The organism is Massilia orientalis, assembly GCF_030411975.2.
Taxonomy (GTDB): domain Bacteria; phylum Pseudomonadota; class Gammaproteobacteria; order Burkholderiales; family Burkholderiaceae_D; genus Telluria; species Telluria orientalis.
Map to the genome: position 1 here is coordinate 100,053 of NZ_JASNRB020000020.1, position 26,966 is coordinate 127,018.

A 26,966-nucleotide genomic window follows, 5' to 3' on the forward strand; every position below is an offset into this window, starting at 1 on the left:
GAGAATCCCATGTCGCAATTCGGTCCCGATTACGTCCGCGCCATCGCCCCTTACCAGGCCGGCAAACCCATTTCCGAAGTCGCCCGCGAGTTCGGTCTCGATGAAGCCAGTATCGTCAAACTGGCGTCCAACGAAAACCCGTTCGGCGTTCCCGAATCGGCCAAGGCCGCGATGCTTGCTGCCGCCACTGAACTCGGCCGCTACCCGGACGCCAACGGCTTCGAGCTGAAGGCTGCGCTGGCCAAGCGCTACGACGTGCCGGCCGACTGGATCACGCTCGGCAACGGCTCCAACGACATCCTCGAGATCGCCGCGCACGCGTTCGTGCAAAAGGGCCAGGCCGTCGTCTATGCGCAGTATTCGTTCGCCGTGTACGCGCTGGCCACCCAGGGCGTCGGTGCACGCGGCATCGTCGTGCCGGCCAGGAACTACGGTCACGACCTCGATGCGATGGCGGCCGCGATCGATGCGGACACCCGTCTCGTCTACATCGCCAACCCGAACAACCCGACCGGCACGTTCATCTCCGCACCCGAGATCGAGGCGTTCCTGGCCAAGGTGCCGGCGTCCGTCGTCGTCGTGCTGGACGAGGCCTATAACGAATACCTCGAGCAGAAGGACCAGTTCGAATCGACGCAGTGGGTCCGCAAATACCCGAACCTGATCGTCTCGCGCACGTTCTCGAAAGCGTATGGCCTCGCGGGCCTGCGCGTCGGTTTCGCCATCGCGCAGCCGGCCGTGACGGACCTGATGAACCGCATCCGCCAGCCGTTCAACGTGAATTCGCTCGCGCAGGCGGCCGCCATCGCGGCGCTGAACGATAAAGAATTCCTGCGCAAGGGTGCCGAGAACAACCGCGCCGGCTACCGGCAGCTGACCGCGGCGTTCGATGAGCTCAAGCTCGAGTACGTCCCGTCCTACGGCAATTTCGTGCTCGTGAAAGTGGGCGACGACGACGGCGCCGGCGCGCGCGTGAACCTCGCGCTGCTGAAGCAGGGCGTGATCGTGCGTCCGGTCGGCGCGTACGGCCTGCCGCAATGGCTGCGCATCTCGATCGGCCTGCCGGAAGAGAATGCCCGCTTCGTCGAAGCCCTTGAAAAGGCTCTCGGCTGATGTTGACGAAAGTCGTCATCGTCGGCGTCGGCCTGATCGGCGGCTCGTTCGCGCTGGGCCTGAAGGCGGCCGGCGCCGCGGGCCACATCGTGGGCCTGGGACGCTCCGCGCAGGCGCTGGCGCGTGCGCGCGAACTCGGGATCATCGACGAGGCCGCGACGTCACCGCAAGAAGCCATGCGTGGCGCAGATCTCGTGCTGCTGGCGGCGCCCGTCGCGCAGACGGGACCGATTCTCGCGTCGCTGCTGCCGCACCTGGAGCCGCAGACGATCGTCACGGACGCGGGCAGCACCAAGTCCGACGTGGTGGCGGCCGCACGCGCCGCGCTGGGCGATCGCGTCCACCAGTTCGTGCCGGGGCACCCGATCGCGGGCCGTGAATCGAACGGTCCGGATGCGGCGATCCCCGACCTGTACCGCGGCAAGAAGACCGTGCTCGCGCCGCTGCCGGAAAATGCCCCGGAAGCCGTCGAGAAAGTGGCCGCCGCGTGGCGCACGTGCGGCGCCATCATCCACATGCTCACGCCGCAGGAACACGACAAGGTGTTCGCCGCGGTCAGCCACCTGCCGCACCTCCTCGCGTACGCGCTCGTCGACGACATCGCCAACAAGCCGCACGCGGACCTGCTGTTCCAGTACGCCGCCAGCGGCTTCCGCGACTTCACCCGCATCGCGGGCTCGTCGCCGGAAATGTGGCGCGACATCAGCCTCGCGAACCGCGACGCGCTGCTCGGCGAACTGGACGCCTATCTCGCTCAATTGACTCACCTTCGCGCGCGGCTCGCCGCCAGTGACGGACCCGCGCTGGAGGCGACCTACGCCAACGCCCAGCGCGCCCGCCGCGCGTGGACCGAAGCGATCGAAGCCGCGGAAAAACCGCCGGCGCCCGATCAGGAATCTGGAAAATGACCCAAGCTAAAATCTATCCCCAGCACATCGACCTCGAACCCGTGATGCGCGTGCAGGGCACCGTACGCCTGCCCGGCTCGAAGAGCATCTCGAACCGCACGTTGCTGCTGGCCGCACTGTCCGAAGGCACGACGACCATCCACGACCTGCTCGCGTCGGACGACACGTCCGTCATGCTGGACGCCCTCAGGAAGCTCGGCATCCAGTGGGAGCAGGTCGACGAGCGCACGCACGTCGTGCATGGCGCTGCCGGCCGCCTGCCCGTCGGCCGGGCCGACCTGTTCATGGGGAATGCGGGCACCGCGATCCGCCCGCTGACGGCGGCGCTGGCCGTGATCGGCGGCGACTACACGCTGCACGGCGTCGAGCGCATGCACGAGCGTCCGATCGGCGACCTGGTCGACGCGCTGAACGCCGTCGGCGCCAACATCGAATACACGGGCAATCCGGGCTATCCGCCGCTGCACATCCGCGCGGGCAAGGTCCAGCCGGACCGCATCGCCGTGCGCGGCAACGTGTCGAGCCAGTTCCTGACTGCGCTGCTCATGGCCGCGCCGCTGATGGCGGTCGACAAGCCGGTCACGATCGAGGTGGTGGGCGAGCTCATTTCGAAGCCGTACATCGAGATCACGCTGAACCTGATGCGCCGCTTCGGCGTGACGGTCGGCCAGGACGGCTGGGCGTCGTTCACCGTGCGGCCGGGCCAGACGTACCAGAGTCCGGGCAGCATCCACGTCGAAGGCGATGCGTCGTCGGCGTCGTACTTCCTGGCCGCGGGCGCCATCGCGGGCGGTCCGGTGCGCGTGGAAGGCGTGGGCAAGGATTCCATCCAGGGCGACGTGCGCTTCGCCGACGCGCTGGAGCAGATGGGCGCGACGATCACGAAGGGCGACAACTGGATCGAGGCGACGTCGAACGGCGTGCTGAAAGCGATCGACGCGGACTTCAACCACATCCCGGACGCCGCGATGACGATCGCCGTCGCCGCGCTGTACGCGGACGGCACGAGCACGCTGCGCAACATCGCCAGCTGGCGCGTGAAGGAAACCGACCGCCTGGCCGCAATGGCGACGGAGCTGCGCAAGGTCGGCGCGACGGTGGAAGAGGGCCCGGACTACATCCGCGTGACCCCGCCCGACACGCTGTCGCATGCGACGATCGACACCTATGACGACCACCGTATGGCGATGTGCTTCTCGCTGGCATCGCTGGATGGCGCGGCGCGGCGCGGCAACGCGATGCGCATCAATGATCCGAAGTGTGTGGCCAAGACGTTCCCGGACTACTTCGAAACGTTTTCCGGAATCGCGCAAGACACATTATCCTGATGGGATAACTGGTAACCACACACACTACATGCCGAACTCGAATATTCCCGTCATTACGATTGACGGCCCGACCGCCTCGGGCAAGGGCACGGTGGCCCACAAGGTCGCCGACCGCCTGGGCTTCCACCTGCTGGATTCCGGCGCCCTGTATCGCCTGACCGCATTGTCCGCACTGCGCCGCGGCACCGACCTGCGCGACGAGCACGCGCTCGCCAAGGTCGCCGAACACCTGCCCGTCCGCTTCAACGGCGGCCACATCTACCTCGGCACGGAAGAGGTGAGCAACGCCATCCGGCAGGAAGAAGTCGGCAATACCGCGTCGAAGATCGCGGCGCTGCCGGCCGTGCGCCAGGCGTTATACGGCTTGCAACTGAGCTTCCGCGAAACGCCCGGCCTCGTGGCCGACGGCCGCGACATGGGCACCGTGATCTTTCCCGGCGCCCAGCTGAAGGTGTTCCTGACCGCAAGTGTTGAGGCACGTGCGCAACGCCGGTATAAGCAATTGATTGACAAAGGATTTTCTGCTAATATGGACGATCTGCTGGCGGATTTGCAGGCCCGCGACGCGCGCGATACCCAGCGCGCCGTGGCCCCGCTGGTGCCGGCTGAAGGGGCGCACATCCTCGATACCTCGCAGATGACGGCGGACGAAGCCGTCGAACAGGTGCTCGCCTGGTATGCGCACCCCTAACAAGAATTTATCCCTGATGTTGTAGGGACTGCCGTGAGAACGGCGTTTATAGGTGCCCGGGGTGTCCCGGGTGTGGTTCAACTTGACCCAGTTCAGATCGCATATAGCCGATCTGCTGGCTAACATCTCAAAACTTATGGCTACTGCAGCAAATCAAGATACCGGTATGGAAAGCTTCGCAGCACTCTTCGAAGAGTCGCTGGCGCGTCAAGACATGCGTTCGGGCGAAGTCATCTCCGCCGAAGTCGTGCGTCTGGATCACAACTTCGTGATCGTCAACGCCGGCCTGAAATCGGAAGCTTTCATCCCCATCGAAGAATTCAAGAATGACCAGGGCGAACTGGAAGTCAACGTGGGTGACTTCGTTTCCGTGGCCATCGAATCGCTGGAAAATGGTTTCGGCGATACCATCCTGTCGCGCGACAAGGCCAAGCGCCTGGCATCGTGGCTGGCTCTGGAAAAAGCAATGGAATCGGGCGAGATCGTCACCGGTACCGTGAACGGCAAAGTCAAGGGCGGCCTGACCGTCCTGACCAACGGCATCCGCGCATTCCTGCCGGGTTCGCTGGTCGACACCCGTCCGGTCAAGGACACGACCCCGTTCGAAGGCAAGACCCTGGAATTCAAGGTCATCAAGCTGGACCGCAAGCGTAACAACGTCGTGCTGTCGCGTCGCGCCGTCATCGAAGCATCGATGGGCGAAGAGCGTGCGAAGCTGATGGAAACGCTCAAGGAAGGCACCGTCGTCACCGGCGTCGTCAAGAACATCACCGACTACGGTGCGTTCGTCGACCTGGGCGGCATCGACGGCCTGCTGCACATCACCGACCTGGCATGGCGTCGTGTGCGTCACCCGTCGGAAGTCCTGTCGGTTGGTCAAGAGATCACCGCTAAGGTCCTCAAGTACGATCAGGAAAAGAACCGCGTCTCGCTGGGCGTCAAGCAACTGGGCGACGATCCGTGGACCGGCCTGTCGCGTCGCTACCCGCAAGGCACCCGCCTGTTCGGCAAGGTCACGAACCTGACCGACTACGGTGCGTTCGTGGAAGTCGAGCAGGGCATCGAAGGCCTGGTGCACGTCTCGGAAATGGACTGGACCAACAAGAACGTGGCGCCGAACAAGGTTGTCCAGCTGGGCGACGAAGTCGAAGTCATGGTCCTGGAAATCGACGAAGAGCGTCGTCGTATCTCGCTGGGCATGAAGCAGTGCAAGGCGAATCCGTGGGACGACTTCGGCATGACCCACAAGAAGGGCGACAAGGTCAAAGGTCTGATCAAGTCGATCACCGACTTCGGCGTGTTCATCGGCCTGCCGGGCAACATCGACGGCCTGGTGCACCTGTCCGACCTGTCGTGGACGGAAGCCGGCGAAGAAGCGGTCCGCCGCTTCAAGAAGGGTGACGAGCTGGAAGCCGTCGTCCTGGCGATCGACGTCGAGCGCGAGCGTGTCTCGCTGGGCGTCAAGCAGCTGGAAGGCGACCCGTTCAACAACTTCGCTTCGCTGAACGACAAGGGCACCCTGGTCACCGGCACCGTGAAGTCGGTCGAGCCGAAAGGCGCCGTGATCGCCCTGAACGAGGAAGTCGAAGGCTACCTGCGCGCTTCGGAAATCGCCCGCGACCGCGTGGAAGATGCCGGCACCCACCTGAAAGTGGGCGACAAGGTCGAAGCCCTGGTCATCAACATCGACCGCAAGGCACGCAGCATCCAGCTGTCGATCAAGGCCAAGGACAACGCCGACACCCAGGAAGCCATGCAGAAGCTGGCTTCGGACAACAGCGCAGCAACCGGCACCACCTCGCTGGGCGCCCTGCTGAAGGCCAAGTTCGATAACAAGAACTAAGCAAAGGTTACAACCTTAGAGTGAGCAGATGACCAAGTCCGAGCTGATCAACCGCCTGGCCGAGCGCTATTCTCAGCTGGTGGCAAAAGACGCCGAGTTCGCCGTCAAGACCATCCTCGATGCGATGACCAATGCTCTCGCGAGCGGCCAGCGCATCGAGATCCGGGGTTTCGGCAGCTTTGCCCTGAACAGCCGGCCGCCCCGCATCGGCCGCAACCCGAAGTCCGGCGACAAAGTGATGGTGCCCGAAAAACGGGTACCCCACTTCAAACCGGGCAAGCAGTTGCGCGAGCGGGTGGATGCGATGGTCGGGCAACCGATCATCGAAGACTGATCCGTCTGCGACAGACTCACGAAACGGCGTCCCTCGGGGCGCCGTTTTTTATTGGTGCGCCCAGCATGGGCGCAAATTCGGGGTCAGAGCACTTTTTCGATCAATTTACTGATGAACAATCGCAACGCACGGGCGTCGCGCGCATCAGCAACCACAGACGATAGTTGCTACCGGACTCACGAGAAATTTGCTGCAGAGATAATGACCTGAAAAGTGCTCTGACCCCGAATTTCCCTAAAAATGAGCTCTGACCCCGAATCGTGCAACCCACGTATAATCACGCCGCACGCGAGCAACGGCCGGGTTGGCCGTTCTAGGAATATCGTTTCAAATATGCGACACTGCGCCTTTGCCGTCTTACCACTCGGGACCTGCTGATGAAACTCGTCTCCACCATCGTCGGATGCCTGCTGTTCGTCCTGTTCTTCAGTTTCGCGCTGAAGAACACGCACCAGGTCGACCTGCATTTCTTCCTGAATTACGAGGTGCGGGGACCGTTGGTGCTGATGCTGCTCGCGTTTTTCATCGCCGGCGCCTTTCTCGGCATCCTGGCCGTGACGCCGACCGTGTTCCGGCACCGGCGCGAAAGCTCGCAGCACAAGCATACGATCCAGGCCCTGCAGAGCGCGGCCGGTACCGCCGCCAACGCGCCGCAGCCGGACAGCGTCGCGCCGCGCGCGTGAACGTCATTCAGTAATCAATAAGAACAACATATGGAATTTGAAATCTGGTGGCTGCTCGGCATCCCCGTCTTTTTTGCCCTCGGCTGGATCGCCGCCCGCGTCGACATCAAGCAGCTCGTCTCCGAATCGCGCAGCCTCCCGCGCGGCTATTTCAAGGGCCTGAATTTCCTCCTCAACGAACAGCCGGACAAGGCCATCGACGCGTTCATCGAGATCGTCAAGCTCGATCCGGAAACCGCCGACATGCATTTCGCGCTGGGTAACCTGTTCCGCCGCCGTGGTGAGACGGAGCGCGCGATCCGCGTCCACCAGAACCTGCTGTCGCGTCCCGACCTGCCGATCGAGCAGCAGGTGCACGCGCAGTACGAACTCGGCATGGACTACCTGAAGGCGGGCCTGCTGGACCGCGCCGAAGAGACGTTCAACCTGCTCGTCGACACGCAGTACGGCGTGCAGGCCCGCCGTGCGCTGCTGGAGATCTTCCAGCGCGAAAAGGAGTGGCGCCGCGCGATCGCCGCCGCCGAGGGCCTGATGGAATCCGGCGCCGGGGCGCACCACAAGGAAATCGCGCAGTTCTATTGCGAGCTGGCGCAGGACGCCCTCGTGCACATGCAGTCCGAGGAAGCGAAGGCGCTGCTGGACAAGGCGCTGCAGGCCGACCGCAAGAACGTGCGCGCGACGATGCTGTGCGGCGATGCGCTCAAGGCCGAAGGCGACATCGAGGGCGCGCTGAAGACGTGGCGCCGCGTGGAGCAGCAAAGCGTGCCGCACGTGGCCCTCGTCGCCGCGCGCCTGATGGATGGCTACCGCGCCGTCGGCCGCCCGCAGGAAGGCGTCAACCTGCTGCGCTCCTACCTGGAAGAAGCGTCGTCGATTGATCTGATCGAGGTCGTCTTCAAGGCCGTCATTGAACTCAACGGCGTGGAGGCTGCCAAACAGCTGGTGGTGGAAGAGCTGCGCCGCAATCCGACCCTGCTCGGTCTCGACAAGCTGCTGGAAGCGCGCCTGATGGATGCGCCGGCGAACGTGTGGGAAGAGCTGTCGATGGTGAAGAACCTGGTGCACGGTTACACGCAGAAGCTGGCGCGCTACCAGTGCAGCCATTGTGGTTTCAAGGCGCGTCAGTATTACTGGCAATGCCCGGGGTGCAGCAAGTGGGAGACCTATCCACCGCGCCGTACCGAAGAACTGAACGTGATGAACTAAGCTAAAGCGAACCATGAAGATTACGATTATCGGCACCGGCTACGTCGGCCTCGTGACTGGCGCCTGCCTGGCGGAACTCGGCAACGACGTCTTTTGCCTCGACGTCGACCAACGCAAGATCGACCTGCTGAACAACGGCGGCATCCCGATCCACGAACCGGGCCTGGAAGAAGTCGTCGCGCGCAACCGCGCCAGCGGCCGCCTGCAGTTCTCGACCGACGTCGCCGCCAGCGTCGCGCATGGCCAGCTCCAGTTCATCGCCGTCGGCACCCCGCCGGACGAAGACGGTTCCGCCGACCTGCAGTACGTGCTGGCCGCCGCCCGCAACATCGGCCGCCACATGGATGGCTACAAGGTCATCGTCGACAAGTCCACGGTGCCCGTCGGCACGGCCGACCGCGTCGCCGCCGCCGTGCGCGAAGAGCTGCGTGCGCGTGGTGAAGAAAGCATGGAATTCGCCGTCGTCTCGAACCCGGAATTCCTGAAGGAAGGCGCCGCCGTCGACGACTTCATGCGCCCGGACCGCATCGTCATCGGCCACGACGACAGCCCCGCGGGCCAGCGTGCGCGCGACCTCATGAAGCTGCTGTACGCCCCGTTCAACCGCAACCACGAACGCGTCTACTGGATGGACGTGCGCTCGGCCGAATTCACGAAGTACGCGGCCAACGCGATGCTCGCGACCCGCATCTCGTTCATGAACGAACTGGCGAACCTCGCCGACCAGGTGGGCGCCGATATCGAAGCCGTCCGCCACGGCATCGGCTCCGACCCGCGCATCGGCCACAGCTTCCTGTACGCGGGCGCCGGCTACGGCGGCTCGTGCTTCCCGAAGGACGTGCAGGCGCTCGAGCGCACCGCGCGCCAGTACGACCAGGAACTGCTGATCCTGCGCGCCGTGGAAGCCGTCAACGACCGCCAGAAGCAGGTGCTGGGCCGCAAGGTCGTGCGGCGCTTCGGCGACGACCTGACGGGCATGACATTCGCCGTCTGGGGCCTCGCGTTCAAGCCGAACACGGACGACATGCGCGAAGCGCCGTCGCGCGTGCTGCTGAAGGAATTGATCGAGCGGGGCGCCAGCGTCGCCGTGCACGATCCGGTCGCGATGGAAGAAGCGCAGCGCGTGCTGGCGCTGGACCTCTCCGAAGCGCAACTCGCGCGCGTCGATTTCAAGAAGACGCCGATGGAAGCGCTGGACGGCGCCGAAGCGCTGGTGATCGTCACCGAATGGAAGGCGTTCCGCAGCCCGGACTTCGAGCAGATCAAGGCGCGCCTGAAGCACCCGGTGATCATCGACGGCCGCAACCTGTTCGAGCCGCCGCTGATGACGGGCCTGGGCATCGAGTACCACGGCATCGGCCGTTCGGTCCTCACGGGGAAGTGAGGCGCGCATGACCGCAACGATCCCCAGCCGCCTGCTGCCGACCGACAGCTACCGCCAGGCCGAAGCGCCCCCACTGGAGAGCGTGCGCCTGCTCGTCGTCGGCGACGTCATGCTCGACCGCTACTGGTTCGGCGACGTCTCGCGCATTTCTCCGGAAGCGCCGGTGCCCGTCGTGCGCATCGAGCGCCGCGAAGAGCGCCTGGGCGGCGCCGCCAACGTGGCGCGCAACGCCGCGGCCCTCGGCACGCACTGCGGCCTGCTGGGCGTCGTCGGTGCCGACGAGGCGGGCGACCACGTCGAACGCATCCTGCGCGAATCGAGCATCCACAGCTACCTCAAGCGCGACGAGGCGATCTCCACGATCATCAAGCTGCGCGTGATCGGCCGCCAGCAGCAGATGGTGCGTATCGACTTCGAGGACGCGCCCACCGAAACGATCCTGCGCGACAAGCTCACGCAATTCAAGGCGCTGCTGCCGGACTACGACGTGATCATCCTGTCCGACTACAACAAGGGCAGCCTCGTGGACGTGGCCGAGATGATCCGCGCCGCGCGCGCGGCCGGCAAGACCGTCATGGTCGACCCGAAGGGCGACGATTTCACGCCATACGCGGGCGCCACGATGCTCACGCCGAACAAGTCGGAACTCAAGCGCATCGTCGGCAGCTGGAAGACGGAAGACCAGTTGACGGAAAAGGCCCAGAAGCTGCGCACGGACCTCGGCCTGGAAGCGCTGCTGCTCACGCGCTCGGAAGAGGGCATGAGCCTGTACACGGCGAACGAGGTCCTGCACGTGCACGCGGACGCGCGCGAGGTGTTCGACGTCTCCGGCGCCGGCGACACCGTCATCGCGACGATGGCCGCCATGCTGGGTGCCGGGGTATCGCTGCCGGAAGCGCTGGCGACGGCGAACCGCGCGGGCGGCATCGTCGTCGGCAAGCTGGGCACCGCGACCGTCACGCGCGACGAGCTGTTCGCGCAGCGCCGCAAGGACGACGGCCACGCGTGATTGCGTGGTCGCAAACCAGGGCGTCAACCTACCGCCGTATTTATCCGTTAAGGCAACAGGCGGCCATCCCCGGCCGCCAACCAAGCCAACGATAACGGAGAATACGAGATGATCAAGAAGCTGATGCTTGCAGTCGCCACGCTGGTGGCGTCGATGGGCTTTGCATTCGCCCAGGTGGACGTCAACAAGGCCGATGCCGCCGCGCTGGATTCGGTCAAGGGCGTCGGTCCGGCCATGTCGAAGGCAATCATCGACGAGCGCACCAAGGCTGGTCCGTTCAAGGACTGGGCCGATTTCCAGAAGCGCGTGAAGGGTGTGGCCGACAAACGCGCCACCCAGCTGTCGAAGGCCGGCCTGCAGGTCAATGGCCAGGCCAAGGACGGCGCGCCGATGGCCGCCGCGGGGGCTGACAAGGCCGCCAAACCCGCCAAGGCCGGCGCCAAGCCGGCCGACGCGAAGGCCAAGCCGGAAGCCAAACCCGAGGCCGCCAAATCGGCGACCTGATCCGGCCCTGCCGCATGAGAACCCCGCCCCGCGCGGGGTTTTGTCTTTGTACAAAAGTATTTCGGTTGCCGGTCCCATACGCGCCCCGTCAACTCGGATTAGAATGTCGGTTTCGCGTTCGCAAAAGAGTAGGCAATGGCATACAAGACCATCGAAGACACGATCGGCAATACCCCGCTGGTGCGGCTGGTGCGCATCCCCGGGCCGGAAGCGGCGGCCCGCAACAACATCATCCTCGGCAAGCTCGAAGGCAACAACCCGGCGGGTTCCGTGAAGGACCGCGCGGCGATGTCGATGCTGCGCGGGGCCGAGGCGCGCGGCCAGATCAAGCCCGGCGACACGCTGATCGAAGCGACGAGCGGCAACACGGGGATCGCGCTGTCGATGGCGGCCGCGATCCGCGGCTACAAGATGGTGCTGGTCATGCCGGACAACCTGTCCATCGAGCGCCGCCAGAGCATGGCCGCGTACGGCGCCCAGATCATCCTGACGCCGAAGACGGGCGGCATGGAATACGCGCGCGACCTGGCCGAGCAGATGCAGAAAGATGGCCAGGGCATCATCCTCGACCAGTTCGGCAACCAGGACAACCCGCGCGCCCACTACGAGACGACGGGACCGGAAATCTGGCGCGACACGGAAGGCCGCGTCACCCACTTCGTCAGTGCGATGGGCACGACCGGCACCATCATGGGCGTGTCGCACTACCTGAAGGAACAGAACGAAGCGATCCGCATCATCGGCGCGCAGCCGGAGGAAGGATCGTCGATCCCCGGCATCCGCAAATGGCCGGAAGCCTATCTGCCGAAGATCTTCGATAAATCGCGCATCGACCAGGTCGAGAATGTGACCCAGGCCGCGGCGGAACAGATGGCACGCCGCCTGGCGGCCGAAGAGGGTATTTTCTGCGGTATTTCCGCGGCCGGCGCCTGCGAAATCGCCTTGCGTATCTCGCAAACGGTGGAGAATGCGACGATCGTGTTCATCGTCTGCGACCGCGGTGATCGTTATCTGTCGACGGGTGTGTTCCCCGCCTGATTGCTTGTGTGCCCGGCGCGGGTTCTCGGCGCTGGGTCTTCCCCATCCCGCATCCGCTGCGGGGAAATACTATGCCTGACTCGGCAATCCGATCGTTCGGGAGGCCGGCAGAGTCGGGCGGTGCGGCGGCGTCAGTGGCCGCCGTCCGGTCCGGTGCGTGCCATTATTACTCGCTGCCGCCTGCGTTGCCGTCCTTGTCTTTCGGCTTGAACTGCTTGTCGCTGATGCGGAACTTGGCACGGCGGTCGCCCATCAGGTAGCGCAGGTCACGGATCGACAGATCGGAGACTTCGTGCATGCGGATCAGCAGCGAAGCGCCGACCGGCAGACGGTGGTGGCGGATCTTCGAGATCACCGGCGGCGCAACTTCCAGGGCGCGCGACAGTGCAGCGTCGTTCTTCAGGCGCAGGTTCTCGATCAGGGTGTCGAGCAGGCGATTCGGGTTGTATTGCAGCAGTTCGTCGTTTTCCGAATCGCTGTTCATATCGATACCGACTTGGTTCGTCATGATTCACTATTCCTATGAGGGTTTGTCAGAGCTCGCGGCGGAACTTCCACTCCTGTAAGGATATGAAAGTTTCTACTAAATTATACAACTAATTTCCAATTTAGTACTTAAGAGCAATAAGATCAGTGGCTTTCGTTGAGTTCGTTGTCCCATCGCAACAATAGCCGCAATGCAATTCTCTCACAAACTCACTGAGAACATCATTGTATTTTATTTAAACTTAAGTGTAGAGCAATTAACGATGCGCTGCCGCACAATTAGGAATTGAGTAGCGGAATGACAACTTGTGAGGGGGTATCGGGGAGGATGCTATGTTTCTCAGGAGAACTGTCCATGAGAAATAAGCATACCCCCGGGGAGTATGAGGTTGTCACGAGGGCATGACTCGGCCGTATTTATGACAATGCTGTTACAAACTGATACAAAGTTGTTGGTTCGAGGACACTAGATCCCGCGCGCCAACCGCACCGCACGGCCTAATTCGACCACGGACATGGCATAGAAATAACTGCGATTGTATTTAGTGATAGCAAAAAAGTTAGCGTTCGCCACCCAATACTCCGTCGGGTCCGCCCCGTTTTGTAAATCGACGAGGCCGTACAGGCGGCCATCCGGCAGGGCCGTGCGCGTGGCGACGCCGGCACCGTCCAGCTCGCCTGGACGGTAACGCGCTTCCAGGCCGCCGAGCAGCCCTTGCCAGGCGAGACTGGGCGCCACGTTGGCCGGAAACACGGCCGGCCCCGTGTTGTTGCGATCCCAGCCGTGCTCGACGAGGAAGTTGGCCACGCTGCCGATCGCATCGGCGGCCGAGCCGCGCAGGTCGACGATGCCGTCGCCGTCGAAGTCCACGCCATATTTCAAGATATTGCCCGGCATGAATTGCGGCATGCCGACGGCGCCCGCGAACGAGCCCAGCAGCGAGAACGGGTCGATGTTTTCCTTGTGCGCCAGCAGCAGTGTGTTTTCCAGTTCGCCGCGGAAGAACGCCATGCGGTCGGCGCGGTTCGGCGTTTCCGGATAGGCGAAGGCGAGGGTGGCCAGCACGTCGACGACGCGGAAGCGGCCCGTGTCGCGGCCATAGATCGTTTCCACGCCGAGGATGCCGACGATGATCTCGGCCGGCACGCCATACGTCGCCTCCGCGCGCGCGAGGAGGTCGGCGTTCTCGTTCCAGAAGCGCACACCCGCGTTGATGCGGATCGGCTCGATGAAGCGGTCGCTGTACGCCTGCCAGTTCTTCGGCTTGCCGGGCGGCGCCGGTTTTACGAGCTGGACGGCGGAATCGATGAAGCGTGCCCGTTTGATCACATCCTCGACCTGCGCGCGCTCGAAACCGTTGCGGGCGACGATGTCGTCCTCGAAATCGCGCACGGCCTGCCAGTCGCTGAAGTTGACGGCCTCGCCGTCGTAATCGATGGCGGGGCGGGCGGGGGCGGCGGCCTTCGCCTTCTTGCCGGCCTTTTTTGCCGCCTTGGCGGCCTTGGCGGATTTCGCCGTGGCCTTGGTGTGATGGAGCGAGGATGCGGCGAGGGCATCCGCCGCCGGCCCGGCGCCGATGGCCAGGGCAAGCAGCAGGGGAGCGAAGGATTTCATCGAACTCGGGACAGCAAATCTCTCAGGATGGGAACGAGGCCGGTGCCCGGACTCTGCGGTCCGTAGCGGTAAGCGCTGTAGCGGCGCAGGAATTCCGTCGCGGCCGCGCCAGTCTCGGGAGCCAGGTCGGCGGCGGCGAGGCGCTGCGCGTACGCGGTCGGCCCTTCGTCCGGCGCACGCGGCATGCCAAGCTGGCCGAGGCGCTGGCACAGGAGCGAGTATAGCGCATCGACGGGGTCGGCTTTCCGCCTCTGCGAGAATTTTCTTACCAGGAACAACATGGCGCAGAGCATGGCAATGAGCGCCAGGCTTTGCCAATGGGACAATCCTTCTTGTAAGCGTTGCACGAGATGCCGCTGGCGTTGCGGCGTGTAATTCAGCACCCACTGGTTCCAGCCATTGTTGACGGCGCCGAACATGTACCGGATGCGGCCGAGGAGCGAGTCGGGATCGGGCTGCAGCAGCCGGCCCAGGCCTTCGAGGCCGAACGGCGCCGGCGGCGGCAGCGCACGCGCCAGGCTGCGCTGGACGCGCTCCGGCGCCACGGCGGCCGTCGGGTCGATACGTACCCAGCCGCGCCGCGGCAGCCACACCTCGGCCCACGCATGCGCGTCCGATTGGCGCACGGTGAGGTAGCCGTCGATCGGGTTCATCTCGCCGCCCTGGTAGCCCGTGACGACGCGCGCCGGTACGCCCGCCGCGCGCATCAGGAACACGAAGGCGCCCGCGTAATGCTCGCAAAAACCCGCGCGCGTGCCGTACAGGAAATCGTCGATCGAGTCGCGGCCGGGCAGCAGCGGCGGCTGCAGCGTGTAGACGAAACCGCCTTCCGCAAACAGGCGCAGCACGTCCGCCACGCGGCGCGCCGGATCGGGCTGGGACGCCAGCGCCTGGCCGGCCGCGCGCGTGCGCGGATTCAGGCCGTAGGGCAGCATCAGCCATTGCCCGTCGACGGGCGACGCGTCGGTCTGCAGGCTGTAGTGCACGAAGGAGACGAGGTCGTAGCGCACGCGCTCGCCGATCGGGTCGAGCGACCGGAATTCCAGTTCGCCGGACAGCGTCACGCCATGCCCCGGCAGCTCGGGAATGGCGCGCGGCATCTCGAGCGCGAACAGCCAGCGCGTGTTCGACGGTTCCAGCGTGACCTGGTAGCCGACCGGTGTGCCGCCCACGGACAGCGACAGTGCCTGCGGGCGCGTGTGGCGGGACGGGCGCACGCGCGTCCAGGTGCGGCCGTCGTAGCTGCCCAGCACGGGGCCGCGCCAGTACAGTTGCGGCTGCGCGGGCACGGGCCCGTCGAATTTCACGCGGAACGCGACGTCTTCCGACTGCGCCAGGTTCGACATCTGGCCGGGCGCCATCGTGTCGGACAGGCCGCTCTGCGCGCCGTGCGACGCGTCCGGCATGCCCCACAGCGGCCCTTCGATGCGCGGGAACAGGACGAACGCGGCGCCCGCAAGCGGCAGCGCCAGCCCGAGCAGCTTCGCGCCCATCCACAGGCGCGTACGCAGCGGGGGCACGGCGCCCGTCAGCTGGAACGACAACTGCGTGGCCAGCAGCGCGACGAGCGAAGCCAGCATCAGCAGGGCCGTCGGGATCGTCTGCGAATAAAAGAAATTGGTGAGTACCAGGAAGTAGCACAGGAACACGACGACGAACAGGTCGCGCCGCGCATGCATCTCCAGCATCTTGAAGGCGACGAGGAGGACGAGCATGGCGACGCCCGCGTCGCGTCCCAGCAGGGTGTGATAGCTCTGCAGCACGCCGAACATCGCGGCCGCCGCGATCGGCACGAGGAGCACGTTCGACGGCATGCGCCGGCCCAGCAGGGTGATCGCGGCGCGCGAGGCCAGCGTGGCGCCGCACAGCAGGCTCACCCACACGGGCAGGTGGGCCGCGTGCGGTGCCAGCACGAGCAGGCTGCTGGCGATCAGCAGCAAGGTATCCTGCTTGTCCCGTGACAGGAGCACCGTCACGCCGGCTCCTCCGGCAAGCCGTACAGCGCCAGCGCGCGCAGGCAAGCCGCCTGGTGCGCCGTGCCGAGCGTCACGGGGTAGTGGATGCGGCCGAGGATGAAGCCATAGGGCAGGGCGCGCTGCTCCGCTTCCAGCACCCAGCGGGCCATGCGCGCGAGGCGCAGCTCCACGTCGAGCTGGGCGGGCAGTGTGTTGAAGTCGAGCACGAGTTCGTCGACCGTGCCGCCCTCGAAATGCTTGGTGACGAGCTGGCCGCCCAGCTCCGGATCGAGGCGCGCGATCTGGCGCCATGCGAGGTGGCGCAGCGGATCGCCCGGCTGGTAGCTGCGCACGCCGGCGAAATCATCGCTGCCGGTGCTGCCCGCGCCGTCGGGGCTGGGGCGGCCCAGCATCGGCAGCGGCGGCGCGTCTTGCTCGGGGAACGGGTAGACGAGGGCACGGCTGTCCGGCTGCCACCAGCTCCACGCGCGGAACAGGCCGAGCGGGAAGTGCGTGGCCAGGCGCACGCGCGGCGGACGCATCCATCCGCGCGCACGCGTGGCCGTGCGCAGCACGAGCGTCGTGCTGCCGCCGGCCGGCACGTCGATGGCTTGCCGCGGCTCGGGCACGTGCTCGAAATCGATCCAGACGGCGTAGCGGGCCAGGCGTGTCGGGTTTTCGACGCGCAGCTCGAACGGCGCGTCCTCGCCCGCATGCACGTCGGGCGCGCGGCCGGGACTCAATACGAGGCCGGCCAGGTTGCGCGTCGTCTGCACCATGTCGACGATGGCGCAGGCGCCCGCGACGAACGTGAGGCCGAAGCCGAGGCCCAGGTTGTAGTTGATCGAACCGACCAGGAGGACGAGCAGCAGCGCGCAAAACGCGAGGCCCGCGCGCGTGGGCAGGATGTAGACGCGCCGCTGGTTCAGCAGCACGCTGCCCTTGTCGTGGGCCGTCGTCTTCGTGCGCCACTGGACGCGCTTGCGGTTCAGCCAGCCATCGGGTCGTGCCATCGCCGGATCGGCTGCGGGGGCCATCAGACCGGGACCGATTTCTGCAACTGCAGCACGAGGTCGCGGCTGGCCATCGCCACGCCCTGCGCGGAACGCAGCGGCCGCAACCGGTGCGCGCACACGGGCACGAGCAGGGCCTGCACGTCTTCCGGGATCACGTGGTCGCGGCCTTCCAGCGCGGCCCACGCGCGCGCGGCCTGCAGCAGCGCGAGCGTGGCGCGCGGCGACAGGCCTTCCGCGAACAGCTTGCCCGAGCGCGAGGACTGCGCCAGGGCCTGCAGGTAGTCGATGAGCTTGTCGGAGGCGTGGATCGCGCGCAGCGAGCGCTGGGCGTCGAGCAGTTCTTCCGGCCGCATCACGGGCTCGATGGTTTTCAGCATCGCGCGCCGGTCCTCGCCCATCAGCAGGGCCCGTTCGGCGGCGGCGTCCGGATAGCCGAGCGACAGGCACATCAGGAAGCGGTCGAGCTGGGATTCCGGCAGGGGGAACGTGCCGACCTGGTGCGCGGGATTCTGCGTCGCGATGACGAAGAAGGGTTCCGGCAGCGCGCGGGTGACGCCGTCGGCCGTGACCTGCCGCTCTTCCATCGCTTCCAGCAGGCCCGACTGCGTCTTGGGCGTGGCGCGGTTGATCTCGTCCGCGAGCAGCACCTGGGTGAAGACCGGGCCGGGGTGGAAGACGAAGCCGCTCTTTTCGCGCTCGTAGACGGAAATGCCGGCGACGTCGGCCGGCAGCAGGTCGCTCGTGAACTGGACGCGGTTGAACTTCAGGCCCAGCGCCAGCGCGAGCGCATGGGCGAGGGTCGTCTTGCCGACGCCGGGCACGTCGTCGATGAGCAGGTGGCCGCCGGCCAGCAGGCAGGTCAGCGCAAGGCGGACTTGCCGGTCCTTGCCGACCACGATCTGGCTGACCTGGCGGGCGGCGGCGTGCAATTGATTGAACATGGATGGCTTCCGATGGTCGTTCCGGGGCGGCGGGGCACCCAGGCGTGGTAGATTAACGCTGTTAGCAATCCTGATATGCCTGCGGTTGCCTTTCGCATCGATTCTATGCGAGAACGGAGGGACTTGCGGTATCGATGAGCATCAACCAGGAATCATGAGTACAGCCATTTACAGCCACCCGGACTGCGCCCTGCACCAGATGGGCAGCTGGCATCCCGAAGCCCCCGAGCGCCTGCGTGCCATCGAGGACCAGCTGATCCTCGCGCGCCTGGAGGGGCTCGTCGAGCGGGTGAGCGCGCCGCTGGCCGACGAAGCCGACATCCTGCGCAACCACACGCAGGGTGCGCTCGACCTCGTGCGCGACAACCTGCCGCAGGCGGGCGAACTCTATCCGCTCGACGGCGACACCCTGCTGTGCAAGGACAGCTACCGCGCCGCCCTGCGCGCGGCCGGCGCCGCCGTGGCCGCGACGGATGCGGTCATCGCCGGCACCGTCGACAATGCCTTCTGCGCCGTCCGCCCGCCGGGCCACCATGCGCGGCCGGCGGAGCCCATGGGCTTCTGCCTCTTCAACAACGTGGCCATCGCCGCGCGCCGCGCGCTCGACGTGCACGGGCTGGAGCGCGTCGCCATCGTCGACTTCGACGTCCACCACGGCAATGGCACGGCGGAGTCGTTCAAGGACGACCCGCGCGTATTGATGGCCAGCTTTTTCCAGCATCCGTTCTATCCGTACACGGAACCGGAACCGATCACGCCGACCTGCGTCAACGTGCCGGTCCCCGCGTACTCGGGCGGCGACGTCGTGCGCAAGCTCGTCGTCGAACAATGGCTGCCCGCGCTGCACGCGTTCCGCCCGCAGATGATCTTCATCTCGGCCGGCTTCGACGCCCACAAGGAAGACGACATGGGCGGCATGGCCCTCGTCGAGGCGGATTACGCGTGGATCACGCACCAGGTCGCCGACATCGCCCGCCGGTACGCGGGCGGACGCATCGTCAGCTGCCTGGAGGGCGGCTACGCGCTGTCGGCGCTGGGACGCAGTGTCGTGGCCCACGTCAAGGCCCTCGCGGAACTCGACTGAAGCGCCGTCGGCAGGAGGGCCGTCGACCGGGACGGCCGCTGCAGCATCGCCCAGGGTGTCGTCGATTTGCGTGGACTAGGGTAAAATACCCGGTTGCACGCAAATTTTTGAAGGTAGAGCATGTCGATTCAATGGTTCCCGGGCCACATGGCCGCCGCCCGCAAGCAGGCCGCGGAGCAGATGGAAAACACCGATGTGGTCATCGAGGTCCTGGACGCCCGCCTGCCGCAGGCGAGCAGCAACCCGATGGTCGAAGAGTTGCGCAAGTTCCGCCAGCGTCCCTGCCTGAAGGTGCTGAACAAGACCGACCTCGCCGACCCCGCCGCCACCGCGGCCTGGGCCGCGTGGTACGACGCCCAGGAAGGCGTGACCGCGTACCCGATGACGACCAAGAAGCCGTCGGACGTGGCGCGGATCCCCGACCTGTGCAAGACGCTGGCCCCGCACCGCGGCGTGCCGACGAAGCCGCTGCGCATCATGATCATGGGCATCCCGAACGTGGGCAAGTCGACCTTGATGAACGCGCTGCTGAAAAAGCGCGTGGCCAAGGTCGGCGACGAACCGGCCGTCACGAAGTCCCAGCAAAAGCTCTATCTGGACAAGTTCACCGTGCTGGTCGACACCCCGGGCATGCTGTGGCCGAAGATCGACATGGAAAGCGACGGCCTGATGCTGGCCGCCAGCCACGCGATCGGCACGAACGCCGTCATCGAGGAAGAAGTGGCGGAATACCTGGGCGGCCTGCTGCTGCAGCGCTATCCGCAACTGCTGACGGCTCGCTACGGCATCAAGACGGAGGGGCTGGACGGCTTCGGCGTAATCGAAGGCGTCGCCCAGCGTCGAGCGTTCCGCGTGCGCGGCGGCGACTACGACTACGAAAAGGCGGCGCACGTGCTGCTGCAGGACTACCGCCAGGGCGCGCTGGGCCGCATCAGCCTGGAAACACCGCAGACCCGCGCCGAGGCGCTGGAGCGCCACCGCATCGAGATGGAAGAAAAGGCCCGCATCGCGGCCGAGAAGGCGGCGCGCAAGGCGGAAGAGGCGGCGCGCGGGAAGCGCGGAACCTGAGTCAGGCCGCGGCGTCGCCGAACCTGAAACTCGACACCGTCAACGCCCCAAAGAAGCTCTCCTCGTGATACACGCACGCGGCCGCCTCCTGCTCGGCCGCGCCCAGCGCCACCCACAGCGGCACGAGATGATCCTCGCGCGGATGCGCCATGCGTGCATACGGCGCCTCGCTCCAGTGCAGCAGCGCCTGCTCGCGGTCGGCGGGCGATAGCTCCAGCAGCACGTGCTGCAGCCACGTATCGAACGCGTTCGACGCCAGCGCGCCGCCCGGGCCGAACTGGCGCAGGTTGTGGAACGACAGGCCGCTGCCGAGGATCAGCACGCCCTCGTCGCGCAGCGGGGCCAGCGCGCGGCCGGCGGCCAGGTGCACCGCCGGGTCGTAGCCGTGGCGGATCGACAGCTGCACGACCGGCATGTCGGCTTCGGGATAGATCGGCGCCAGCATCGAGAACGTGCCGTGGTCGAAGCCGCGCTCCGCATCCAGGCGGGCAGGCTGGCCGGCATCGTTCAGCAGTTGCACGACGCGCGCCGCCAGCTGCGGTTCGCCCGGCGCCGGATAGCGGATCTGGTACGTGTGCGGCGGGAAGCCGCCGTAGTCGTAGATCATGCCGGGGGCCGTGCCGGACGATACCGTGAAGTCGTCCGTCTCCCAGTGGCTCGTCACGACGAGCACGGCCGTCGGACGTACGCCGACCTGGCGCTTGATGTCGACCAGCGACGCTTCCAGCTCGGCATACGTGGGACCGTACTGGTCCTTCATCCACGGCCATGGGCCGCCTCCGTGCGAGACGAAATAGGTGGGCAGGCGGGTCATGGCAGGCTCCTTCGGGCGGCAATCGAAGCGTTCATGGTAGCCGATCCGCGCCGCCCGCGTGGATCAGCGCAGCAGCGCCGTCAGCGCGAACAGGCGCGCCATCCGCATCCACCCGAGCACGAGCACGACGAACTGGGCCAGCACGGCCGCGCCGATGGTGCCGGCCGTCCCCAGTGCAGGCACGTGCACGCGCGCGAACGCGAGCACGGCCGCGAGCGCGAGACCGGCCGCGGTGATGCCGAGCCAGGTGCCCAGCAGCGCGAGCGGCCGGCGTGCCAGCTGCGCGCAGCCGCGCCACCACGCGCCGATGGCGGACGTGCGGCGGCGGTCGGCGGCCAGCATGGCGCGGCCGATGTCGACCGTCGCGTGGGCCAGCACGAGCAGCGCGACGGTCGCGAGCGTGGCCAGGTGCGCGGCGCGTTCGGCGTCGGTTTCCAGCCGCGCCGTCTCGGCGATCCGGCCTGCCACATGGTGGGCCGAGCTGCCGATCAGTCCCGCCACACCCAGCGGGACGACCGACCACGCGAGCATGCGCGCGAGGCGCGGGTAACACTGCGCGCCTTCGGCCAGCAGCGCGCCCGACGCCAGCCGTTCCGGCGCGCGCGCGGCGGCGAGCGCCATGCCGGCCAGCAGCGGCGACAGCAACAACGTCAGCACCAGCGCGACGAGGCTGCCCGCGCCCAGCGCCGGCGCGTACTGGTCGCGCGCGGCGTGCAGGATGTCGGCGTACGCGATCATGTCGAGGCGTTCCGCCAGACGTCCCGCGTACACCGAGTGATCGAGGCTGGCGGCCAGCAGCTCCCACACCGGCAGCGCGGCGACGACGGTCGGCAGCAGCAGGAGCACGGCCCACCACAGCAGCAAACGCCATTGCAGCGCGGCGCGCGCCGCAGGCAGCCCGCCGTGGAGGCCGGCCGCGCGCGGCACGAGGGAAGGGGGCGCGAGGGTCGTTTCGGTCGTCATAAGGTGGCGATCAGGGCAAGGAGGTAGTTGACGACGGCGGCGAACTCGAAGCCCCAGCGGTGCGAGGCGCGCGCATCCGGTGCGAGCGTGCGGCTGTCATCGAGCTTGTTCACGTCCAGGTAGTGCAGGCGCTGCGGATCGAGTTCGGCGGAGACGGCCTTCGCCGGCTTCGTCCAGGTGAACGTGTGCCAGCGTTCGTTGGCATCCCAGCGCGCGGTCTCGCTGCTGCCGTCGGCGAATTTCACGACGAGCGTCTGCGGCACGGGCGCGCCGTGGCGGCGGACCGTGACATCGGTGCGGTATGGGTACGGCCCGGTGCCGTCCGGATGCGTCTTGCGCCATGCCGCGCGCGCCGCGTCGATGCGTTTGTCGACGGCGGACTGGCTCTCGTGCGCGCCGGGGAGCGGCACCAGTTCCGTGCTCGCGAGGTCGGCGATGCTGTCGTCGACGCGGGAGACGGCGTAGACCTGGCGCTCGAACGCGTCCTCGATGACGGCGCGCTGGCCCGTCACCTCGGCGAGCGTCTCGCGCAGGTCGGCGGTGCTCGGGTGGCGGAACTTCCAGCGCCGGTAGTATTCCTTGAACGCGCGCTCCATCGGCGCGCGGCCGATGCGCGCTTCCAGGTCGCGCATCAGGATCGCCGTGCGCGTGTAGACGGGGCCGATGTCCTGCAGGCGGTGCCATGCGTTGGCGCCGGGCGGGTCGGCCGGGTCGTGGCGCGGCGTCGCGGTGCGCTCGGCGTCGAAGGTCGGATAGCCGGGCGCGAAGCCGAGGCGGGCGAGCAGCGGCGTCGCGATGTACGCGAGCTGGCCCTGGTCGCGCATCATCCGGTTGTCCCAGTATTCGTTGAGGCCTTCGTCCAGCAGCGGTTCCTCGAATTCGTTCGACGCGAGCAGGCCGTAGAAATAGCCGTGGCCGAATTCGTGGATGGTGACGAAGGCGAGGGCGAACTGGTTCACGGTGCGCGGTTCGACGGTGCGGTAGGCCTCGGCCGTGAAGAACGTCGGGTATTCCATGCCGCCCGCTTCCTCCGCGTTGTAGGGCGGGATCACGATGGTCAGCGTCCTGTACGGGTACGGGCCCAGCGTGTTCGAGAAGTACGTCAGCGATTCTTTTGCCGCCTTCAGCGCGGGCGCCGCGCTCGCCGCGAATTCGGGCGGGTACAGCACGGTCACCGTCACCGTCGGGCTGCCCGGGCCGGACCACGTGTCGACGAGCGGCCTGGCTGTCTGGTTGTCCGCGGTCCAGGCGAAGTCGTGGACGTCGCCCTGCGCGAAGCGCCACGTGCGCATGCCGTCCTTGTCGACGGGGGCGCCTTGCGGTTCGCCCGTCGCGCCCACGGTGTAGCCGCGCGGGACGGTGAGCTTCACGTCGTAGCTGCCGAAGTCCGCGTAGAACTCGGAATTCAGGTGGTACTCGTGCACGTTCCAGCGCGGCGACGTCGCCCCCCGTTCGCCCGGCAGTTCCAGCACGCCGATCTTCGGGAACCACTGCGCGACGAGGTGGAACGTGCCGAAGTAGCCGGCGCGGGCGACAACGCGCGGCAGTTGCGTGACGAAGTCGATGTCGAGCGTCGTCGATGCGCCCGGCGCGACGGCCTGCGGCAGGTCGAAGCGCACGACCGTATGGTCCGTCGCCGGGCCGTTGTCCGGATGGACGAAGGTCCACGGCACACCGGCGCTTCCTTGCGCGACGCGGCGCAGGGCGATGTGGCCCCACGCATCCTTGATGTCGACGCCGGAGCGGAAGGTGCCGTCGCGCGTGCGCCGCTCGGTGAAATACGTGCTGCCCGCGTTTTCGAACGCGTTCATGTACAGGTGCAGGTAGACCCTGCTGACGGCGACATTGCTGCGGTTGCGCCACGTGAGGCGTTCGCGGCCCGCGACCGTGTGCTTTACCGGGTCGAGCGTGGCGGCGATGTCGTAATGGACGACGCGGTCCGACAGCGTGGGTTCGCGGCCCGTGCGCGGGCCGCCCCAGGCATCCGGGCTGCTGGGCACGCGCACGGCGGCGGCATCGGGCGGGGCGAGGGCGATGCCGTCGGATGCAGGTGCGGCGAACACCGCGCCCGCCAGCAGCAGCACCGCGGCGAGGGCGAGGCGAAATCGGAAACGAGGAAGCATGCGGGATCCCGGGCGTGGCTGTTATTTTTGTGCGTACACTATACAGGTTATAATCTCGGGGTTCTGGTGCCCGCATGCGCGTCTGCGCGTGCAGTTAAACGGGAAACACGAAGCGGCGTCGCCTCCGGCGGCGTGCCAACGTGTGCTGCCCCCGCAACGGTAAACAAGCGTCGCCGCACGGCGACAGGCCGCCCCGACAGCCACTGTGCTTGCATAGGAAGGTGGGACGGTCCGTCTTGGAGCCCGGAGACCGGCCAGACAGGGGAAGCCGGCGTTACGCCGCGCTTTTGTGTACGCCGGCGTGCGGGGACGCTTGCCGGCGCCAAACGAACACTGAACATCCAATGCATACTGCCGCCTCCACCCGCGGCGCGCCGGCTATCAAGCCGATCGCGCTGGCCTGTGCCATCGTCCTGTCCCTCTTCACCGGCGCCGTGCGCGCCCAGGACGGCAACCCATCGACCGTCGTCATCACCGGTGCCCGTTTCCCGAGCGTGGAAACCCTGCGTCCGATCGGCGCCACCGTCATCACGCAGGACGACATCCGCCGCGCCGGCGTCAACGACGTGAACAGCGCGATCCGCAAGATCGGCGGCGTGTTCGGCCGCCAGAGCCTGGACTCCTCGCCCGACTTCGCGCTCGACCTGCGCGGCTTCGGCACCAACAGCGCGCAGAACATGGTGATCATGGTCGACGGCGTGCGCCTGAACGAGAACGAACTGGCGAACACCGTGCTGTCGACGATCCCGATCGACACGGTCGAACGCATCGAGATCACCCGCGGCGGCAGCAGCGTGCTGTATGGCGAAGGCGCCACCGGCGGCATCATCCAGATCACGACGCGCCGCAACGTGGCCGGCGGCCTGCACGGTTCCGTGTTTGCCGAAGGCGGCTCGTTCCATGAACACGATCTGCGCGCGCAGCTGTCGCAGACGGCGGGCAACGTCAGCGCCGACATCGCCGTCGCGCGCCAGGGTTCCAACAACTACCGCCGCAACAGCGATTTCGACCAGACGACCGCCTCGCTGAACCTGCAGACCCGCTTCACGGGCGGCCGCGCCGGCATCCACGTCGAGAGCGCGCGCCAGGATTCGCGTCTCCCGGGTTCGCTGTCGCTGGCCCAGTTCGACGCCGATCCGCGCCAGGCGTCGACGCCGAACGACTTCGGCTCGCTCAACACGGACCGCGCGAACGTCTTCGCCGAATACCGCCTGGGCGCCGTCGACCTGGCGGCCGACCTGTCGCACCGCGAACGCAACGTGCGTTCGAACTACCTGTCCTTCGGCTCGAACAACGCGTACGACGGCCGCCAGGACCAGTTCTCGCCGCGCGCGCGCTGGCTGTCCGACGTCGGCGGCATGCTCAATGAACTGGTGGGCGGCGTGGACTTCACGCGCTGGAAGCGCAAGACGACGGCCTCGTTCTCGAGCGCCGACGCGAGCCAGTCGTCGAAGGCGGTGTACCTGCGCGACGAGCTGCGCTTCGATCCGGCCCACGACGGCCGCATCGCGCTGGGCGCGCGCCACGAGAACTTCGACAAGAACGTCGTGGACGTCGTGGGCGGCGTCGCGCCGGAAGACCGTTCGCAATCGCAGAACGCGTGGGAAGCGCAGGCCAGCTACCGTGTGCACCCGCTCGTCCAGGTGTACGCCAAGGCGGGGCAGAGCTACCGCGTGGCCAACGTCGACGAGAACGGCTACCGGTCCAGCCTCGATATCCTGAAGGCGCAGACGTCGCACGACCTGGAACTCGGTACGACCCTGCGCCACGCGCCGGGCGACGACAGCCGCACGCTGACGGCGCGCGTATTCCGCCATCGACTGGACAACGAGATTTTTTATGATCCGACGCTGAATGGCGGCTGGGGCGCGAACACCAACCTCGATCCGACCGAGCGCAAGGGCGTCGAGATCGATGCGGAGGCGGCGCTGGCGGCGGGCTGGCGCGCGAGCGCGCACCTGCAGCACGTGATCGCGCACTTCACGGACGGCCCCAACGCCGGCCGCGAACTGGCGCTCGTGCCGAAGAACGTCGTGACGGCGCGCCTGGCGTGGGTGCCGGGCAATGGCCAGTCGGCCGACGTGGGCGTGCAATGGGTCGACAGCCAGCGTTACGGCGGCGACTTCAGCAACGCCTGCGGCGCACGCATCCCGTCGTACACGACGCTTGACGCGCGCTACAGCATCAAGCTGGGCGCATGGGACGTCGCCGCGACGGGGCTGAACCTGGCGGACCGTCGTTACTTCAGCAATGCGTTCTCGTGCAAGGGCGGCATCTACCCGAGCGATGGACGTCAGCTGAAATTGTCGGCCCGGTACGACTTCTGACAAACCGGGGTCAGAGCCTGACCCTTCCCCACATATTTTTCTTGTAGGTGGACGGGGTTGCTGTTAGCTTCCGGTGAAAAAAGCTGGTGCATGCATAGCTGTGTTAGGATGATGTCCCCAGAAGTGGTGTATGAGAAGTGATTCTCGAGGGGCTGGGTCCCCGATCAGTTAATCACGGCGGAGAGCCGTGCGGGTTGATTGTCGCTCAGGGACAGTAATCCTTCAAGCTGCATGTAACGGCGCTGCAAGGACCATTCGTCGTTTTGCTCGAGCATCATCGCCCCGACGAGGCGGATAACGGCTTTGTCGTTGGGGAAAATGCCGATGACATTGGTACGGCGCTTCACTTCGGCATTCAGTCTTTCCAATGGATTGGTGCTGTGGATCTGGACGCGGTGGGCCTTCGGAAAACTCATGAAGGTCAAGACTTCGTGCTCGGCGTCGTCCATCATGGCGGCCAGTTTCGGGAATTTCGGCCGGAGCTGGTCGGCCACGATTCGCCATTGCGCGCTGGCCGCTTCCGCGCTTTCCTG

General features: G+C 66.4%; 24 protein-coding genes and 1 riboswitch. Of the genes, 15 read left to right on the forward strand and 9 right to left on the reverse strand.

All coding sequences use genetic code 11. The features are described from left to right. Positions 1-9: 9 nt before the first annotated feature. The 12 genes from hisC (at position 10) to cysM (ending at position 12,041) form a co-directional block, all read left to right on the forward strand. A complete protein-coding gene (gene hisC, locus QPK29_RS26430) occupies positions 10-1,113 on the forward strand; it encodes a histidinol-phosphate transaminase (RefSeq protein WP_371771495.1) in 1,104 nt (367 codons plus the stop codon). Beyond that, the gene (locus QPK29_RS26435; RefSeq protein WP_371771494.1) at positions 1,113-2,021 is read left to right on the forward strand and encodes a prephenate dehydrogenase; all 909 of its coding nucleotides are present in this window, start codon (positions 1,113-1,115) and stop codon (positions 2,019-2,021) included. Before hisC ends, QPK29_RS26435 begins: the two co-directional genes overlap by 1 nt. Further along, complete coding sequence (aroA, locus tag QPK29_RS26440) at positions 2,018-3,349, forward strand: 3-phosphoshikimate 1-carboxyvinyltransferase (RefSeq protein ID WP_371771493.1); 1,332 nt, start codon at positions 2,018-2,020, stop codon at positions 3,347-3,349. The genes QPK29_RS26435 and aroA overlap by 4 nt, the downstream gene beginning before the upstream one ends. Positions 3,350-3,377: 28 nt before the next feature. Continuing rightward, entirely contained in the window at positions 3,378-4,040 is a 663-nt protein-coding gene (gene cmk / locus QPK29_RS26445; protein ID WP_036237329.1) for a (d)CMP kinase, read from the forward strand. A gap of 136 nt (positions 4,041-4,176) precedes the next feature. Then, positions 4,177-5,883: a 30S ribosomal protein S1 gene (rpsA, locus tag QPK29_RS26450; protein WP_082577547.1), complete on the forward strand. Its 1,707-nt coding sequence runs from the start codon at positions 4,177-4,179 to the stop codon at positions 5,881-5,883. A gap of 28 nt (positions 5,884-5,911) precedes the next feature. Then, the gene (locus QPK29_RS26455) at positions 5,912-6,217 is read left to right on the forward strand and encodes an integration host factor subunit beta (RefSeq protein ID WP_036237327.1); all 306 of its coding nucleotides are present in this window, start codon (positions 5,912-5,914) and stop codon (positions 6,215-6,217) included. 377 nt (positions 6,218-6,594) lie between these two features. Then, complete coding sequence (locus QPK29_RS26460) at positions 6,595-6,900, forward strand: LapA family protein (protein ID WP_056129565.1); 306 nt, start codon at positions 6,595-6,597, stop codon at positions 6,898-6,900. Positions 6,901-6,930: 30 nt separating this feature from the next. Continuing rightward, a complete protein-coding gene (gene lapB / locus QPK29_RS26465; protein WP_056129567.1) occupies positions 6,931-8,106 on the forward strand; it encodes a lipopolysaccharide assembly protein LapB in 1,176 nt (391 codons plus the stop codon). A 13-nt stretch (positions 8,107-8,119) separates the two neighbouring features. Beyond that, positions 8,120-9,490: a UDP-glucose dehydrogenase family protein gene (locus tag QPK29_RS26470; protein ID WP_371771492.1), complete on the forward strand. Its 1,371-nt coding sequence runs from the start codon at positions 8,120-8,122 to the stop codon at positions 9,488-9,490. Positions 9,491-9,497: 7 nt separating this feature from the next. Then, positions 9,498-10,499: a D-glycero-beta-D-manno-heptose-7-phosphate kinase gene (gene rfaE1 / locus QPK29_RS26475; protein ID WP_056129572.1), complete on the forward strand. Its 1,002-nt coding sequence runs from the start codon at positions 9,498-9,500 to the stop codon at positions 10,497-10,499. Positions 10,500-10,607: 108 nt separating this feature from the next. Next, complete coding sequence (locus QPK29_RS26480; protein WP_371764787.1) at positions 10,608-11,003, forward strand: ComEA family DNA-binding protein; 396 nt, start codon at positions 10,608-10,610, stop codon at positions 11,001-11,003. Between the two features lie 135 nt (positions 11,004-11,138). Continuing rightward, positions 11,139-12,041, forward strand: a complete 903-nt coding sequence (gene cysM / locus QPK29_RS26485) for a cysteine synthase CysM (protein WP_056129576.1) — start codon at positions 11,139-11,141, stop codon at positions 12,039-12,041. A 166-nt stretch (positions 12,042-12,207) separates the two neighbouring features. Here cysM and QPK29_RS26490 read toward each other — a convergent pair whose 3' ends face one another. The 5 genes from QPK29_RS26490 to QPK29_RS26510 form a co-directional block, all read right to left on the reverse strand. Then, a complete protein-coding gene (locus tag QPK29_RS26490) occupies positions 12,208-12,549 on the reverse strand; it encodes a hypothetical protein (protein ID WP_082577546.1) in 342 nt (113 codons plus the stop codon). A 444-nt stretch (positions 12,550-12,993) separates the two neighbouring features. Beyond that, complete coding sequence (gene mltB, locus QPK29_RS26495; RefSeq protein ID WP_371771491.1) at positions 12,994-14,142, reverse strand: lytic murein transglycosylase B; 1,149 nt, start codon at positions 14,140-14,142, stop codon at positions 12,994-12,996. Continuing rightward, positions 14,139-16,118, reverse strand: a complete 1,980-nt coding sequence (locus tag QPK29_RS26500; protein WP_371771490.1) for a transglutaminase TgpA family protein — start codon at positions 16,116-16,118, stop codon at positions 14,139-14,141. The genes mltB and QPK29_RS26500 overlap by 4 nt, the downstream gene beginning before the upstream one ends. Beyond that, positions 16,115-17,110, reverse strand: coding sequence for a DUF58 domain-containing protein (locus QPK29_RS26505; RefSeq protein ID WP_371771489.1), 996 nt, complete (start codon positions 17,108-17,110; stop codon positions 16,115-16,117). The genes QPK29_RS26500 and QPK29_RS26505 overlap by 4 nt, the downstream gene beginning before the upstream one ends. A 23-nt stretch (positions 17,111-17,133) precedes the next feature. After that, positions 17,134-18,054, reverse strand: coding sequence for an AAA family ATPase (locus QPK29_RS26510; protein WP_056129585.1), 921 nt, complete (start codon positions 18,052-18,054; stop codon positions 17,134-17,136). A 154-nt stretch (positions 18,055-18,208) separates the two neighbouring features. Here QPK29_RS26510 and QPK29_RS26515 point away from each other — a divergent pair, with 154 nt between their 5' ends. Together QPK29_RS26515 and ylqF are read left to right on the forward strand one after the other, a co-directional pair. Next, complete coding sequence (locus QPK29_RS26515) at positions 18,209-19,138, forward strand: histone deacetylase family protein (RefSeq protein WP_056129590.1); 930 nt, start codon at positions 18,209-18,211, stop codon at positions 19,136-19,138. A gap of 120 nt (positions 19,139-19,258) precedes the next feature. Then, positions 19,259-20,206 (forward strand): ribosome biogenesis GTPase YlqF, encoded by a 948-nt coding sequence (ylqF, locus tag QPK29_RS26520; protein ID WP_371771488.1) that lies wholly within the window; start codon positions 19,259-19,261, stop codon positions 20,204-20,206. Position 20,207: 1 nt separating this feature from the next. On the opposite strand, the gene QPK29_RS26525 is transcribed toward ylqF, so the two are convergent. From QPK29_RS26525 to QPK29_RS26535, 3 genes are all read right to left on the reverse strand, one after another. Then, positions 20,208-21,020 (reverse strand): DODA-type extradiol aromatic ring-opening family dioxygenase, encoded by an 813-nt coding sequence (locus tag QPK29_RS26525; RefSeq protein ID WP_371771487.1) that lies wholly within the window; start codon positions 21,018-21,020, stop codon positions 20,208-20,210. Between the two features lie 63 nt (positions 21,021-21,083). Then, positions 21,084-21,983 carry a hypothetical protein gene (locus QPK29_RS26530; protein ID WP_160408318.1) on the reverse strand — a complete coding sequence of 300 codons (900 nt, stop codon included), beginning with the start codon at positions 21,981-21,983 and terminating at the stop codon, positions 21,084-21,086. Further along, positions 21,980-24,106 (reverse strand): M1 family metallopeptidase, encoded by a 2,127-nt coding sequence (locus QPK29_RS26535; RefSeq protein ID WP_371771486.1) that lies wholly within the window; start codon positions 24,104-24,106, stop codon positions 21,980-21,982. Before QPK29_RS26535 ends, QPK29_RS26530 begins: the two co-directional genes overlap by 4 nt. A gap of 47 nt (positions 24,107-24,153) precedes the next feature. Continuing rightward, positions 24,154-24,379: riboswitch (cobalamin riboswitch) on the forward strand. 71 nt (positions 24,380-24,450) lie between these two features. Here QPK29_RS26535 and QPK29_RS26540 point away from each other — a divergent pair. After that, positions 24,451-26,433, forward strand: coding sequence for a TonB-dependent receptor family protein (locus tag QPK29_RS26540; RefSeq protein WP_371771485.1), 1,983 nt, complete (start codon positions 24,451-24,453; stop codon positions 26,431-26,433). Between the two features lie 164 nt (positions 26,434-26,597). Here QPK29_RS26540 and QPK29_RS26545 read toward each other — a convergent pair. Then, positions 26,598-26,966: transposase (locus QPK29_RS26545; protein WP_400189866.1), on the reverse strand; the 369-nt coding region annotated here is incomplete at its 5' end.